Raw genomic sequence first — 15,692 nt, forward strand, 5'->3', positions numbered from 1 at the left:
CGAAACGTTTATATACTTCTGTAACAATTAAGTTACATATGTCACGTAATAATTACAACCTTGCCATTGTTGAAGCACTCTTGAAATCGGAAAACCATATCAGAGCACTGGCTAAGCTTCTCCACACTAACCAGACGACTATTGCAAGGAAGGTCGACCAACTCTGCAAAGAGAATATAGTAGATTTTAAGTATGAAGGCAGGAACAAAGTGATTTTCGTTAAGAAAACATTAGAGGCAAAGCAATTTGCATATACCGTAGAAGCAAATAAACTCTTGATTATTCTGAAAAAATATCCAATCCTCCGAAGAATTATAGAGGAAATTAAGAAACATGAGAAAATATCACTTGCAGTACTTTTTGGCTCATATGCTAAAGGAACTGCTAACAAAGAAAGTGACATTGACGTCTATGTAGACACTCCTGACAACAAAGTAAAAGAAGAAATAGAATCTATATACTCAAAGATTAGTGTCAAAAGGGGGAAGTATAATCCAGAAAATCTATTAATAAAAGAGATAGAGAAGAATCATGTTATTATTAAGGGAGTTGAAATCTACTATGAGAAAAATAGGTTTTTTGGTTAAGTTACACAAAGAAAAAAAGCTCCATGGATTGATGGTAGAAAGAATTTTCCTGAAGAAACACAAGATAAAGCATGTTTGGTTTGATCTTGATGGAACCTTGGTGAAAAGGTCAGACGCATTTACTAAAGCGCATGCTCAGCTTCGTTATGAGACCTATGCCAAGGCTGTTGGCAAACCGTTAACTGAAAAACTAAAGACGGAGTTTGAAGGGCTGTATGCCAAGCAGGGAAGCAATTCAGCTGTCTTTCGATCACTTGGATTTCCTTCTGATTTCTGGCAGAAATGCTTTAGTCAGTTGGACAAGTCTCGTTATTACAAGCCGGTAAAGGCCGTCACGCTAACCTTGAAAAGATTAAAGGACAAAGTTCCTATCTCTCTTTTCACTAACCTCAGGTCTGAGGGGGTTGACAAGACACTCCAGCTTATCGACATAGACAAGGCCTGGTTTACGTTTATCGTTACCGGAGATGATATTCAAGAGAGAAAGCCAGCACAGGACGGTTTTTACGAAATGATAAAACGTTCACAGGTACCTGCAGAAGAAATTCTCTATGTGGGTGATAGAGTAACCGTAGATATCCTCCCTGCAAAAAAGGTGGGGATGAAAACCTGCTTAGTATGGAGTATTTCTGACCAAGCAGATTACTCTTTTAAGAACTTTGAAGACCTGTTAAGCCTTTTTAAGTGAATCGTTAATCCCCGCGTTTCTTTTTCTTGGTTTTCTTGATTTCGCGCTCTAAATCGAGCTCATCCAGAAGTTCTTTGTATCTATTTCGAATAGTTACTTCGGTAACCCCAGCAACATCAGCTACCTCTCGCTGTGTCCGTTTCTCACCATGAATTAGGGCTGAGACATACAAAGCGGCAGCAGCAATTCCTGTTGGTCCTCTTCCTGAGGTTAACTCTGACTTTTGTGCCTGTTCAAGAATTTCAATACTCTTCGATTGAGTTTCTGCATTCAACCGTAAGGCTGAGGCAAACCGTGCGATATAATCAGCAGGGTTACTTGGTAAGATAGTAATACCTAGTTCTCGGGTGACAAAACGGTAGGTTCGTCCAATTTCTTTCTTTTCAATGCCCGAAGCTTCAGAGAGTTCATCTAATGTTCGTGGTACATCATGGCGACGACAGGCTGCATAAAGAGCACCTGCAACAACACTTTCCATTGATCTTCCTCTGACAAGACCACGCTGAACCGCCAGCGTATAGATTCGTGCAGACTCTTCTTCCACAGATTTCGGGAGCTTTAAATAGGAACTTACTCGCTTCAATTCTGCCAATGCCAGTTTGAGGTTTCGTTCAATAGCCGTGCTAATACGGTACTGCCATTTTCTGAGCCTGAAGAATTTATTGCGGTCTTTTCCGTCAAGTCCATAGATGTCTGCTTTCCTACCAACCTCTGTACCCAGACCTTGGTCGTACTGGGTATAGGTCATAGGAGCGCCTGTTCTTCGTCTCCGTTCATCCTGATCAGAATCAAACTCACGCCATTCTTGCGTGAAGTCAACCATCTTTTCTTCCACGACAAGACCACAGTCTTTACAGATGATCTCTCCTTTTTCTTTGTTCAGCCAAAGATTAATCCCCCCACATTCTGGACACTTTTTAACAAATGTTGACATAGCCCATCACCCTTCTGTTTCCCCCAGATCGAGAATAGTATCGAATAAATAGACGGTACTCCCCAGCAATTTTTGCGTTAAATTTATAAAGAGAATTGTAATCAACTATTTAAATCTTTCGCTTGGTATCGACGTTATTTATTCCAATGGAAGAGAGGGTGGGTTGTTGCGACCGGCGTTACGACCAAAACGTTTAAATATTCTCCCCTCTCAGTCTTGTGCATTATGCAAAAAAGGGGTCAGGTGACGTTATTTATTCTGGTAGGTTTCCTTCTTGTTTTTGCCATAGGTATCTATTTCTTTGTCAAAGGCCAGTTCTTTGTCGAGCCGCGAACAGTTCCTGAAAGCATTGCTCCGGTAAAAACCTATGTGGAAGCCTGTCTCTCTACTATTGCTGAGCGGAATGTTATTACCATTGGCATGCAGGGTGGTTATCTCACCTTGCCTAAGGAAATTGATCTTGATCCTTTTGCGTATTTGAGTGTTGGTGGCATGAAACTTCCTTATTGGTACTACAAAGGAAAAAATAGGATGCCCTCCCGTACAGCAATGGCTCAAGACTTGGCATCTCAGATTACTGCAGAGCTTCCTGGATGTTTACGGAGTTTTGCAGATTTCAACGATCTTTTTCTGGTGACGCCTAAGGGAAATATAAGCACGGTAGTTAGCATCAATGATGAAGAAGTTATTGTAGAGCTCGATTATCCGTTACAGATTAGAAATCTCAAAGAGACTGAAGCAGTAGCGTGGAGCAAATTCATTACTGCAGTGCCTTTCCGTCTTGGTTTAGCATACGATCTTGCAAAAGGGATCATGGAGCTTGAAAACGAGGCATTTTTTCTTGAAGAGCTTACCATTGACCAGATAGCGAGTTCTGATTTACCCTTTGAAGGATTATATCCAACCTGTCGGGAGAAAGTCTGGAGCGAGCAGCTTGAGATAAAACCTTATCTCCAGAATCTGGTGAAGTACAATATGCATTATCTGACCTTTGCAGGAACCTCTTACCTGGATTCAGGCATACCCTACTTTCAAAAGCAGTATCACTTTACGGTTTCCAATCGAACCTACGATAAGATGAGTGTTACACCTTTTTACGATGATAACTTTGGCATGACGGTTGATGTCTATCCCAGCCGAGGAGATCAGGTCAAGGCTATTCCTCTTGCTATTCCTCTCGTAGGCACTTGTCTGAAACTCTACCATCATTTTTATAGTGTTGAGTATCCTTTAGTATTTATCATTACGGATAAGCAAGATCCAGAAAAGCCCTATCTCTTTCATTTTGTCACTCCGGTGTTAGTTGACAAGAACCAGCCAGACCGTCAACGGAGTTTATACACGGTGAGTGACGAATTCAGGTCTATAACGAGCGATGATTATTGTGCCGAGGGTATTAAAGAGGTGGAGGTTTTTGCCCAGGATGCCATTACTGGCAATATGCTTGAGGATGTTAATCTCAGCTATCAGTGTGTTGGTTTTGTCTGTAACCTCGGTAAAACAAAAACACCCTTATTTCAGGGATATCCTACGGGAGGATGGCCGTCCCTGCATGCTTCTTTCCCCTTTTGTGTGAATGGCTGGCTTAAAGCTGAAAAAGAAGGTTATCTTGAGAATGTAAGCACGGTAACGATAACCGACGAAGAGCAGATCCAGAACGTTAAGCTTCAGATGGTACCCTTACAAAAGCTGGACTATGGGTTTACGCTCATTAACCATGATGGCTGGACACCTCAGTTAAGGACGTTGCAGGACAATGAGCATATCTTTTTGACTCTTACCAGTAAAGATTATGACTTTGAACAGAGTATCTACTATCCTACTGAAGGGCCGGATTATAGCGAACTTTCCTTGTTGCTGGATGATAGTACGTATACCGTTGACATCAAGTTGCTGCGTGATGACGAACTGATTGGTGGTTTGTATCTTGAGAATTGGACCGTAACCAGAAATGAACTCTTGAGCGCAGAAAAGGTATATTTTGATGTCCTTTCGATGAAGATTATGCCGCTGAATGTTTCTTCATTTGCTCAATACTGGGTAACCGTGGTTGAACCGTTATCAGGAGAGTACCAACCAAGCATACAATGATGCAGCAACGACAGGATTGGAACGTGCAGGGTTTTGGGAAGAAAGTAAGTAAAAAACTGGAAAAAATAGCGAGTGTATGGGTTGTTTTACTCATTATCCTTTTGCCACTTACCCAGGCAGAACTCTTGATTCAGCATACTTCTCCGAGTGATCTCAGCATTACTGACACCCGTGTTGTGGTGAATTGGACAACGAGTACAGCAGCAGATTCAGGCCTGTTTTATACAACGAACACCAGTCAGGGTTTTCAATCGCAAACAGCAAATCAGCATGTTCTGAATCATTCAGTCATGCTCAACAATTTGCAGCCGACTACCTTGTATTACTATTTTTTGCAGTCCAGTAACGGATCTGAAACTGCTGTTGCCAATAATAGTGGGTCATACTATAGCTTTACAACAAGTAATCCACCAGCACAATCTCATTTAAGTACGTTGAGCAATGTCCAGGCTCAAAACATTACTCAAGAGAGTGTTCTTATTTTTTGGCAGACCAATGCACCTGCGAATAGCACGGTCTTGTATGGCACCAATAAATCATTGGGATTGGTTGCAGGCGATAATACACTAACGCTGAATCATACGGTTACCGTAACTGGCTTGCAGAACGATACACGCTATTACTACACTGTTCAGTCAAGTGATGGCATTGTTACGTTGTCTGATGATAACCAAGGATTGCTGTACTTTGTTGACACCCTTGCTCCTGCCATAGTACCCATAACCGTAGATCCCTTACCTTTATTGACCAATAATAACCGTTTCAGGATTTCGGGAAAAACCATTGCTGATGCCGAGGTCCAGTTTTTTGTTAACAATAGAGGAGTTGCCTCACGCATCTTAGAAACAGACCTCTTTTTTATCAAGACCAATACAACAGGACTCTTTAATGGAACCATTATTTTGGATGAAGGATTGAATACCATCCAAGTTACTGCTAAAGATAGTCATAACAACAAAGGCTATGCATGGCTCAATGTGACGGTTGATGTCCAACCTCCTTTGTTGTACTTAGAGCCGTTGAAGAGTAGCGTCAATACGCCCACACTCCTTCTCCAGGGAACAGCAACTGACAATGCGATGGTGAAAGCACTTGTTGCTGAGATTGTTGGCAATGTAACACAACTTGCTCAAGAAACCGTGTTACCAACGAATGGGAGTGGTTACTTTAATACCTCGATCCTGCTTGGTGCAGGTGGCCAACGAAGCTTTAATCTTACTATTCTTGCGTTGGATTTGGCAGGGAATAGTGCACGTTATAACCAAATCATCAGTGTAGATACTCAAGCTCCCCGTATTGTGCAGATCTATCCTGACCTGGAAAAAGAGAACTTTCACAATGTCTTTGTCCCTATTAAGGGCAACACCTCAGAACCCTTTGTCACTATCTTCAGCATCAATTTTGGAAATAGGACTCACCTCAGTACTGACGTAGAACAGGATCCCTGGAAGTATTTTGTCGTAAGACCAGGACCTGATGAATATACGGAATGGGAACTTACCGGAGGTTCTTCAGAGCTGATCAATCTTCTCATGGGACAACGAGAATTTAAGTCAGATGCACAGGGCCAGTTCGGGTACAGCAATTTTGAAGATCAGTTTAAAGTTTGGGAAGAGGAAAACAGTTTTCTCGTCTTGCAAGAGGGGAAGAATGATATCTTGTTCTTGCCTGTTGATGAGGCTGGCAATCAAGGAGCACCTGACTGGAGAGCCGTTACCCTCGATTCTGGTAGTAGTAAATGGAGCGTGGGCAAGGTAAGCACGATTGCCAATGAAGTGTACTTTACTGACTTAAAACAAGGTCCGGTAACTATCAGTATTGTTTTTGACCTTTACTACCTTGCTGGGGATTCCTCACAACTCCAGAATGTGAATGTTGTTCTGGTGAAAAATGGCAACCGAATGAACAATGATCTCATCAGTAATCCTGAAGATCAAGTAGTTCATTACGATAAAGAAAACAACAAGTTTGTGGTCTTTGCCAAGATACGAGTAAATCAGTGGAGCGGCAGTTTAGAGCAACTCCTTGGCGAGATTGAAGAACAAGCCATTGGTGAGGCTTTTGTGGAGGATCTGGAAGGTAATCAGTTACTCTTTGACTTCAAAGCGCAAATAGGATATACTATCCCTGAGATCCAGGTACAGCAACAAGAGCATGTCTTTGTTGAAAGTCAGGTCAATTTACAAACTCCTTTTGATGCTTCAACATGGTTATCCCCTGAGTTTATCAACAAATCAATTAAGGTACTTGATGATACCTTAGAAGGGCTTGAGACTGCTATTGAATGGGCAAAATGGGGAACGCTTGTTGGTCTTGGCGGTTGTATTGCAACAATGACCTGGGGATTCCTTGATAAGTCAGACACGGCATTAAAGGCGATCTACTGGAGCTGTGATCGAGTTGCTTGTCCGAGTGTCCCTCCGGATTGTCAACAATTTCAAGCATTGCAAGGAGCAAAATCTACCGGACAATTGAAAAACACTGATGGCCAGGTTATTACGGTTAAACATACGGGTCAGCAATCCTATCAGGCTGCCAGTGGTTTACGCTTGGAATGCCCTGACCATGAGTATGTGCTTGAGGTCATTACCCAAGGGCAAAAAAAAGAGAGTGTAAAACTGGTTATGAATGGTGGAACCATCACTGATGCTACCACTGACCTGAAGTGTACCAATGTAGAGCAAGGTAGTTTTGACCCTGCACAAATAAGCGTAGATTCAAGTTATGGTGTTTGTTACCAGCCAGAGTTTCCTCCGAAGGGAAATTATGATATCTCCAAATGTTGGCCTGATTCGACAGCACGTAGCCTTAATCCCTATGAAGATATCATTGCCTCAACCCGTTGTGGTTGCGTTACCGGCATATGGGGAAATTTGGAAAAACTCCATGATGTGGTCTATGGCATGCGTCAGTGTCTTGTCCAAGCCCAACTAGGAGAGATTAATGGAGCCTACTGTGAACGCTTGTTTGCCCAGTACTCCTGTGATCTGTTGTACTATGCCATAGGATTTGTTTTGGAAAATACAAAAGAGGGAAGACTGCTTGACTTTGGTGGCGATACTCGAGAGGATATCAATGCTGAAGGAACCAAGAAACGCGTTCATGAAATTCAAGAGAATATGGCAAATCGTTATAGAGGCGTGTTTACCAACCAGTTCGGGCTTGGTCCTGATAAATTCATTAAGTCTGCCTGCATTGCAGCTATTACGGCAGATTGGAGTTCGCTTGCCGATTCAGTCTTAGCGAGCTTCCGTCAGCCTGTCGAACCTATGTTTGGTCCATTAATGCCCAGCAGCAGAATCACTGCCTATAATCCCTTTAGTGGTGGCATTACTGTTGAATACCTCTATACTCTCGGCATTCTCTCAGGAGGCCAGCGTATTGATTATGAAGTCCGTTTGTGGTGTGATCCTGATAAAGAGGACAGTGTTTGTGGTAATTTCTGTCCCAAAGATGGAAAGGTCTATGAGATGCGCTTGCCTGGTGCTGTTGGTGAGGGACAGAGTGTTCAAGTAACCAGGAATTTGCCCATGGAAGATGCACAGCTCTGGTACAATCAACTTGACTTTACCGCTACCTTTAAAGTTGGTGATCAACTCAAACAATATACCCAGACCGAAAACATCAAGAAAAAAGGATGTTTGATCGAGCAGTGTCATTTTACTCCTCTTCCTCCTGCGTTTGTCTGTGAAAACTTTGGTCAGGATGAGTTTGGCACGATTCAAGTTTTGGGGCCAAACTTACTTTCAGAACGAAGCCCGAAAGTGCCAACCTATTACAATGGAAATCCACTCGTGGTTAAGCTAACCCTGAGAAATATCAATAATTATTTTAAGGAAAATCGGGAACTGAAATTACAGTCAGTGCTCCACAAGCAGCCAGGCTCTGCCTTCCCGAATCCTGATGAAAAAACAACATCCATTATGGTTATCAATAGTACTGATAGCACAACGACGTCGGAAACCTTTGAGGGAGAGGGCATAGCAAATGTAAAAATCGTTGATTTTGAGAAGATACAGGTAGGCGTTGGTGGAGATTGGCCATTGGAAGTGCCGTTGAGTGATAAGAACATTGAGCTTGCCCAAAATGGAAAGCTCCTTATGACCATCAAAGATTACGAACAAGATACTGCAGGTATTCCTGTGCACGATGTGACCGTCCAAATGACACCTGACACCCAAAAGCCAAGACTTGAGCCAAATAATGATGGCATGGTTTCTTGCAGCGAGACTCCAGATTCAACATCCAAAATAAGGAAGATAGAATGCATTAACACCGGAGAAAAAAGAAAGGTTACTTATTTCAAGACTACCTTGAGTACTTCAGCACAAAATGTCGTTGTCAATGTTGGTACTGATACTGATGAGAGTAAGTATTACAGCGGGAGCTTTGCAAAGCCTGCAAGTGGCTTAACCGGGTTGCAATACGCAGATGGACAGTACAAACTCGAGTTGACCTTGCTCGATGAGGAGAACAAGCCATTACTCTACGATGGAAAGAATCAAACCATTGTTACCCTATTCAACTACGTGAATGATCTCAACTGTCCGAATGGCAACAAAGAGCCGAGCGTGGATCTGGTCTGGCCTGGGCAATATTACAAACTCAGAGAGAAGAACGCTGTGGTGGTCAACACTTTTGATAAATGTAACACGATAGCCGCAGACATGATTACCATTGCGGTTAACCGCAAGGATCAACGACTGGATGCAACATGTAGCCCAGCGGTGAATCCTCCCCCTAACCCTATCACGAGTAAGACCGGAACCTTTACCTGTAGACTCAACACAGGTGCACTGGTTGCATTTAACAATCAGGATCAAGTAACGCTGTATGCTGTGGTAAAGAACAATGTGGGAGAAGGCATTGCCAAGGTTGATCATGTGGTTGTGGACAGACCGTAGATATACTCTTAAGAAAGATATTGCTAAACGACATGGACTGATTAAATGAAGATAGTTATCGACACCTATCTATTCTCCACCATCCCCTCCTCCACTTTCTCCAGTACTCTCTGCTCCTTCGCTAGCTTCTCCGTCCTCTGATTCTCCTTCACTATCTCCTTCTTCCTTGAGGAGTGCTTCGAGGCCTTGTGCTGTAGCTCGTGCACCTTCCTTTGCAGATCTTCCCTTAGCACGACTATCTTGAGAAGCAGTAAAGGCATCAAGCGTTCCGTAGTTGTGTTCAACATCATGGTATCGTTGTTTACAGAGCGCTGCAAAGGTCGCATAGGTCTTTGCTAATGCAGTTTTTCCTTGGGCCAAGGCTTCTCGAGCAAGTTCGGTATAGGCTCGTACAGAAAGTGCTTCAAGAGCTCGTTCTTTCTTTACACCGAACATGTGTACTAGTTCGTGATTAAACGCATATGCTTTCATCCTTTCATAACCCAGGCCTAGCGATCTGCCCATAGCTTCGACAGTTTTGCGAAAGTTTGCTGAAACAACGAGAAATTTATTTCCTGTTGCCTCATCATGGGCAACTCCAGCGATGGCTCTATTCTCTAAAGTATCTACCACGCCATACCCTTTTATCTTTCCAGTAAATTTCAACCCATAACTCTTCAATTTATCAATGAACGGTTGTGCTGTCGTTAAATAGTGGTTTTTGAATTCCTGCATTACATCAGTAACGGCCCGTGTGTACCACCCCTGATTCCTCCATGCATTTCCTCCATAGAGTAATGACGTATCATCGGGATAAGCCATGACATACGTGCGGTTTGGGTTTGCATCAAGGTTATGGGTGGGCATGGCCATGTAGCGCCAACAACATCCTTGCTCAGGAATAGCGCTATACGCATGACTGAGATTTTGAACGATATTGTACAAGGTCATAGGGCTCGTGAAGTAGTCTGTATTTAAAAAGATTATGAAATTCAGTCACGTATCGGTGGTAAAACCGACTCTTTTCTCTATTCCCCCGTAGTTAAAACCGAAAGATTTATAAGAAAGTTCGTATCTATTACTTCTATTGAATCCATAATGGTGATGTCTATGACAGCTTCTCACGATGCACATGGCGGAAATTATGAAAAACATCCTCTTGTAAAACAATTTGAGGAAGCATACACCATCTCACAGCACTACCATGATAGGCTTGAGGCAGAGGCATTAAGAAAGGGGTGGGTTGGTAAGGAAGTTGATAAGAAAACACTTGATGAGATTGTTAATTTCTTTCATTCAGATGAAGTTGTGGAGTTTATTAAGCAAAGCATTGGTACGAGAGCTGAAGGTTTAAGCAAAGAAGTGTTGTTGGGTAAATATGGGCTTCCTAAGCATGTTATCAAGGACTTAATTGCATACGGAAAATCTATATCTTCCCAAGATATTGGAAGAATTGTTCTTAATTTTCAATCAAGGCTTCATAGTCAATTATCAGATCATATCGCAGGATCTATCTCGAATGTTGCTTATGATAAAGGTCATGAAGTTGCGCAGAACCTTGTTCTTGACCTCTATCGAACTGCGGGTGGTGATCGTTACGCAGCATCAGTGGAAGATCGAGTAAGGGATCTCAAAGCACCAGATAAAATCTTGCAACATGTGCAAGGGAGTTATGAAGCTTTAACAGGAGAGATGGCCCGCCATGCACCAAGAAAGCCGGTTTATAAAGCAGAACCTGAGGGTCATCGTTGAGTAGTTTGAAATCTTTTTCTTTATCTTTGTTCTCTTCGCTAAAACGACATGTTTATAAATAAGGACTGAGTTGTCGCTCTTGTTTCTGGGTGTGCGAGAAATACCATGACCAAAGAGAAGAAAGAGCACGAGGAAAAGCAGGAAGAGACTCCTGAGGAACGCGAGGCCAAGCTCAGAGAACAAGAGATGCTGGCAAAGTTACCCAAAGATGCACAGGAAAAACTCAAAGAGATTAAGATAAAGCTTGACACCTTTCAGAAGAGGGTTTTGGAAAAGTTTGACAAATATGTCATGGGTATTGCCTTATTACCGCCACCAAAACCCGTTGAAGGTCAACCAGCTCCTGATAAAAACCGTATCCATGTGCTTGTTCTTGTTGATGATGCTGATAGTAAACGCATGACCAAGGGAGAGCTAAAAAACAAACTCTTAACCATTATGGATACCATGGCTCAGGAGATTGATAAGAATATCTATCCTGAAGCAATTCTTATATCAGAACTCTGGCAGAGCTGTTATGACGGAAAGTATGATCTTTTACAGCTCGTCTCTCTTGCAGCTCCGTTGCATGATACCGGAATGCTCCAAGCCATTAAGATTGCTGAGCTCCACAAGAGTATGGTTCTTAAAAAGTTTGAAAAATACATTGTGAGCTATGTGCTTGCAGGATCCCTTGTTCAGGGCAGAGCAACTAAAACCTCTGATATTGACGTCTGGATTGTCATCGATGATACTGACGTTAAGAAAATGACCAGAGCAGAACTCAAAGATAAGCTCAGGGCAATCATTATCGGCATGGGTATTGAAGCTGGTGACATGACAGGCATCAGAAACAAACTCAATATTCAAGTCTATATTCTCACGGATTTCTGGGAGAGTTTGAAAGAGGCAAATCCTATTATCTTTACCTTACTTAGAGACGGTGTCCCCTTTTATGATCGAGGTATCTTCATGCCCTGGAAACAGTTGCTCAAGATGGGAAAGATCAAACCGTCCCAAGAAGCAATTGAGATGTTCATGAATTCTGGTGAACAGATGCTGCAACGAGTCCATTTCAAACTCAAGGAAATGGGGATGGAAGATACCTATTATGCGATCCTCACCCCATCACAGGCAGCCTTAATGCTTCATGGTGTCCCACCACCGGCTCCGAGGGAAACGGCCAAATTAATGCATGAGATCTTTGTCCAGAAAGAAAAGTTGCTCGAGGAAGAATATGTCAAAATTCTTGAGTATAATATCCAGTTGCGTAAGGATATTGAGCATGGCACCAAGAATGACTTAACTGGTAAGGAAGTTGATGAGCTCCTCAAGAACGCAGAGAAATATCTCAAGCGTATTAAACGACTTTTCAAGCAGATCGATAAAATCAAGGAACAGGAGAGCATTGTCCACACCTATGAAACAACGGTTTCGATGATTCGTGATGTCCTCAAGCTTGAGGGCGTTGAAAAGGTAAAAGATACAGAAATTGTTGATATCTTTGAATCTGAAGTTATCCATCGAGGAACCATGCCAGAGAAGTATCTTCGTATCTTAGAGTCCATTCTCAAGGCAAAAGATGACTATGATGAGAATAAGTTAACCAGAACAGAAGTCGAGAAAATCAAGAAAACAGCCAATGAATTCATCAAATACATGATTGAACATCTCCAGCGTGCCCGTGGCAGAGAATTGGAGCGAGCAAAGATTCGGGTAAAGCATGGCAGTCGTTATGGCGAGGTTATTCTGCTCGACAAAATAGCCTATATCATCCATGATATTGATCATGAAGAAAAAGAAATCTCTAAAGCACCTATTCATGAGGATGGTAGTTTAGGAACAACGGAAAAAGCTAGCCTAGAAGAACTCGAAAAAGTCCTTACCAAGATTCAGATCCCAACCAAGTCATTCATCAAAGAACCCTTGTTTGAAAACTTGCGTCAGATCTTTGGCAAGGATGTTGAAATCGCTGTTCGGTATTAGTGATAGTCATTATTTCTCGTGCATTATCCTCTCTTGATTACCTAGTTGTACACCCAAAACGGCTTCATCCAAAAAAAGGTTAGCAGCCTCAAATCAAAGTCCCATCACATTATTGAATCCAACCGACAAGGGGGATGTCCCTTACGGGGAATGTCGGCGATCATAAACAACAGAGAGGACTTTGAAGCTGTTAACTTGAGCGTTAGCGAATTGTTGGATGAAGCTACCCAAAACTAAACATTTATATACTAATTGTTACACTATAATTAGTAAATTGCTAATTTTGATGTAAAATGAAGGGAATCTCTAACAAGGAAATTGAAATGATATCATGGCTTGAACTAGAGGATAAACGATTTTTTACGAGAGATGACATTAAACCATTTTTTAAAAATACGAATCTGATGAATTTTTATCTCAGCAAGCTCAAGAAGAAAAAAAGAATCGTTAAAATAAACAAGAGAAAATACTACCTTGTACCAATTCAGGCATATCAAGGATATTGGGCAGAACATCCCTATATTATTGTAGATGAAATATTCAATGGCAAAAACTATTATATCGGAGGTATAAGTGCCGCAAACTATTGGCACCTCATTGAGCAAATTCCCGTTCAGATTGATGTATATTGCAACAACAAGCAGGGATGTATGGTCTTTTTTAATGCCAAACTTTGTTTTAAAAGGCAAGCAACGATAGATCCTAAAAAATATACAACAATACTTGTTAAAAATCATCCGGTGAATATTGCAACGAAGAGGCTCAGTAAAAAATGGAGCTCATAAGTGAGAACAAAATACATTTTATTGCAGGTCAGCAAAGAAAAGACCCAATCATGATAGAGAAAGATTATTTTTTAACGTTATTTCTTTATTTCATTCAAGACAAAAGTGGCATTTATTTCAAAGGAGGCACTGCGTTAAACAAAATTTTTCTGGAGCAGATAAGACTTTCAGAAGATTTGGATTTTACCATTACTATTCCCATGGATAATATAAAAGGGATAGTCGAAGAGATTATCAGCAACAATAAGAACATTTTTACTAAGTTGACGTACGATAAACGTGTTTATGGCTTTACACGGTATTTACTGTATTATAAGAGCTACTTCAGGGAAGAAGCATTATTGCTCTTGGATTTTAATAAGCGAGCAAAACTCTCTCTGCCTCCAGAAAAACACCCTATCCCTAATTTTTATGAGCTACTCATTACGGTTAATACCTTAAATAAAAAAGAACTCATTGCAGAAAAAGTATGCGCGTTGATAAATAGAAATAAAGCTCGAGACTATTTTGATGTATATCACATCATCAAAAAGGGAATACCGATAGACGTAGGCTTAGTAAAAGAAAAAAGTAAACTTCATCATCAAGAATTTGACAACTTCAAAATATTCAATCAGGCAAATAAAGTTTACCGGCAGTGGGAAAATGACTTATCACCATTAACAACAGAAGCAATTACGTTTCAGGAAGTGATGAAGACCTTAAAAGAATACTTTAACTATGTAGCGGAAAAAAAGAAACGAAAAATGATGAACATTTATAGAGAGGCTTAGTCAAATTGGAGTGAACCGACTGCTGACGAACTTGGAAAAATAGGTACTTACTCTTTCTTCGTCAATCTGACGCTGTCGCCAAGTTTGGTACCGTAATGCCTACAGAAATCGGCTTGGTTAATTGCAAGTTCAACCCTGCCATAATCGTCCTTGATAATCAAGGGCTTGCCAACAGGGACATCACCAAATGTACGGCTATAAGGAAGCATGATTCTTTTATTGTTGTGCAGAAGGACGAGCTCGTGCCCAAGTGTTGGTTTTAGGACATCAAGCTTCTCAGACCGTATATTGAGGTGGCATGAACCGAACTTATTGGTGCTAATAATCGTAGCATCAAAGCACAAGGTTTTCTGATCAACGTGTGCTTCTTCGTAAGGCGCATGCACCAGATCCTTTATGGGAACCTCAGGGCCGAATTCTTCTAGAGAAACACCATTACAAAGATGTGCTGCTGCAGGAGTAAAGACATCTCTACCATGAAAGATAGGCGAGACGGGCTGGCGCATATATTTTTCATGAGTAATTGCTCTTACCTGAGTTATCCCTCCAAGAAATCGTGTTGCAGGAATGAGAACACCATTATCCGGCCCAATAAGATAATCTCCTCGACCAACCTTGATAATTAGTCCTCTGCGTTTGGTTCCAACCCCTGGATCAACAACACAGACATGACATCCTTTCGGCAGATAAAAAACCGTTTCCATTGCTCGTGCGCCTGCAATAATCGTAAAGCTCGGCAAGCCATGCATTAAATCAATGATGGTTGCTTCTGGACACATCGATAGGGCAACCCCATGCATGATACCAACACCTTGGCTCTGCACACCAAAATCGCTCGTTAATGAGATGAATGGTCTGTTTGCTTGTTTCATGGGATTACTGAGTAAAAGAAATCACTTATTTAAATAATTTTGTTCCTGTTGTTTTTTCGTGTTCTTGGTTTGCTTCAATCCTGTAACAAAATATTCCAGACAATCAAGTGCACAGAAGGATGCTTTCTTTCTGAATCCCTTTGGCCCAAAAAGAATGGCATAATTGTTAAATGCCTCGAGATTGAGGTCTTCACCACAAACCGTGCAATGCGTTGCCTCGCTCTGCTCGAGTGCAGCAAGCTGCTCAGCAACTGCTTTTTTCGCATGAAACCCACCGCTTGTCAGATCTTTGTGGACATGTTCCAATTCTTCATAACTGAGATATTTTATCATATCAGCAAAGGTTACGGCTTGCATGCAAT

The 15,692-nt window shown here is 41.6% G+C and carries 12 protein-coding genes; 8 read left to right on the plus strand and 4 right to left on the minus strand.

Features of this window, described 5'->3' with window-relative positions:
- Positions 1-38 precede the first annotated feature (38 nt).
- A complete protein-coding gene (locus HYW21_00530) occupies positions 39-587 on the plus strand; it encodes a nucleotidyltransferase domain-containing protein (GenBank protein ID MBI2547814.1) in 549 nt (182 codons plus the stop codon).
- Positions 562-1,275, plus strand: coding sequence for an HAD family hydrolase (locus HYW21_00535; protein MBI2547815.1), 714 nt, complete (start codon positions 562-564; stop codon positions 1,273-1,275). The genes HYW21_00530 and HYW21_00535 overlap by 26 nt, the downstream gene beginning before the upstream one ends.
- Positions 1,276-1,279: 4 nt before the next feature.
- Here the strand turns inward: HYW21_00535 and HYW21_00540 are convergent, their stop codons facing one another.
- Positions 1,280-2,209 carry a transcription initiation factor IIB gene (locus HYW21_00540; GenBank protein MBI2547816.1) on the minus strand — a complete coding sequence of 310 codons (930 nt, stop codon included), beginning with the start codon at positions 2,207-2,209 and terminating at the stop codon, positions 1,280-1,282.
- A 225-nt stretch (positions 2,210-2,434) separates the two neighbouring features.
- Here HYW21_00540 and HYW21_00545 point away from each other — a divergent pair, with 225 nt between their 5' ends.
- Both HYW21_00545 and HYW21_00550 read left to right on the plus strand, forming a co-directional pair.
- Positions 2,435-4,300: a hypothetical protein gene (locus tag HYW21_00545; GenBank protein MBI2547817.1), complete on the plus strand. Its 1,866-nt coding sequence runs from the start codon at positions 2,435-2,437 to the stop codon at positions 4,298-4,300.
- Positions 4,297-9,204, plus strand: a complete 4,908-nt coding sequence (locus HYW21_00550) for a fibronectin type III domain-containing protein (protein ID MBI2547818.1) — start codon at positions 4,297-4,299, stop codon at positions 9,202-9,204. The genes HYW21_00545 and HYW21_00550 overlap by 4 nt, the downstream gene beginning before the upstream one ends.
- A gap of 69 nt (positions 9,205-9,273) precedes the next feature.
- On the opposite strand, the gene HYW21_00555 is transcribed toward HYW21_00550, so the two are convergent.
- Positions 9,274-10,134, minus strand: coding sequence for a hypothetical protein (locus HYW21_00555; protein MBI2547819.1), 861 nt, complete (start codon positions 10,132-10,134; stop codon positions 9,274-9,276).
- Between the two features lie 159 nt (positions 10,135-10,293).
- Here HYW21_00555 and HYW21_00560 point away from each other — a divergent pair, with 159 nt between their 5' ends.
- The 4 genes from HYW21_00560 to HYW21_00575 all read left to right on the plus strand — a co-directional run bounded on the left by HYW21_00560 (position 10,294) and on the right by HYW21_00575 (position 14,458).
- Positions 10,294-10,935: a hypothetical protein gene (locus tag HYW21_00560; GenBank protein ID MBI2547820.1), complete on the plus strand. Its 642-nt coding sequence runs from the start codon at positions 10,294-10,296 to the stop codon at positions 10,933-10,935.
- A 105-nt stretch (positions 10,936-11,040) separates the two neighbouring features.
- Positions 11,041-12,900 carry a nucleotidyltransferase domain-containing protein gene (locus HYW21_00565; protein MBI2547821.1) on the plus strand — a complete coding sequence of 620 codons (1,860 nt, stop codon included), beginning with the start codon at positions 11,041-11,043 and terminating at the stop codon, positions 12,898-12,900.
- A gap of 293 nt (positions 12,901-13,193) precedes the next feature.
- On the plus strand, positions 13,194-13,685 hold the full coding sequence (locus HYW21_00570; GenBank protein ID MBI2547822.1) for a hypothetical protein: 492 nt from the start codon (positions 13,194-13,196) through the stop codon (positions 13,683-13,685).
- Positions 13,673-14,458 (plus strand): nucleotidyl transferase AbiEii/AbiGii toxin family protein, encoded by a 786-nt coding sequence (locus HYW21_00575; GenBank protein MBI2547823.1) that lies wholly within the window; start codon positions 13,673-13,675, stop codon positions 14,456-14,458. The genes HYW21_00570 and HYW21_00575 overlap by 13 nt, the downstream gene beginning before the upstream one ends.
- 47 nt (positions 14,459-14,505) lie before the next feature.
- Here the strand turns inward: HYW21_00575 and HYW21_00580 are convergent, their stop codons facing one another.
- On the minus strand, positions 14,506-15,330 hold the full coding sequence (locus HYW21_00580) for an SAM-dependent chlorinase/fluorinase (GenBank protein MBI2547824.1): 825 nt from the start codon (positions 15,328-15,330) through the stop codon (positions 14,506-14,508).
- 21 nt (positions 15,331-15,351) lie between these two features.
- The gene (locus HYW21_00585) at positions 15,352-15,687 is read right to left on the minus strand and encodes a hypothetical protein (protein ID MBI2547825.1); all 336 of its coding nucleotides are present in this window, start codon (positions 15,685-15,687) and stop codon (positions 15,352-15,354) included.
- Positions 15,688-15,692: the final 5 nt, after the last annotated feature.

This window comes from Candidatus Woesearchaeota archaeon, assembly GCA_016187565.1.
In the GTDB taxonomy this organism is placed as follows: domain Archaea; phylum Nanobdellota; class Nanobdellia; order Woesearchaeales; family JACPJR01; genus JACPJR01.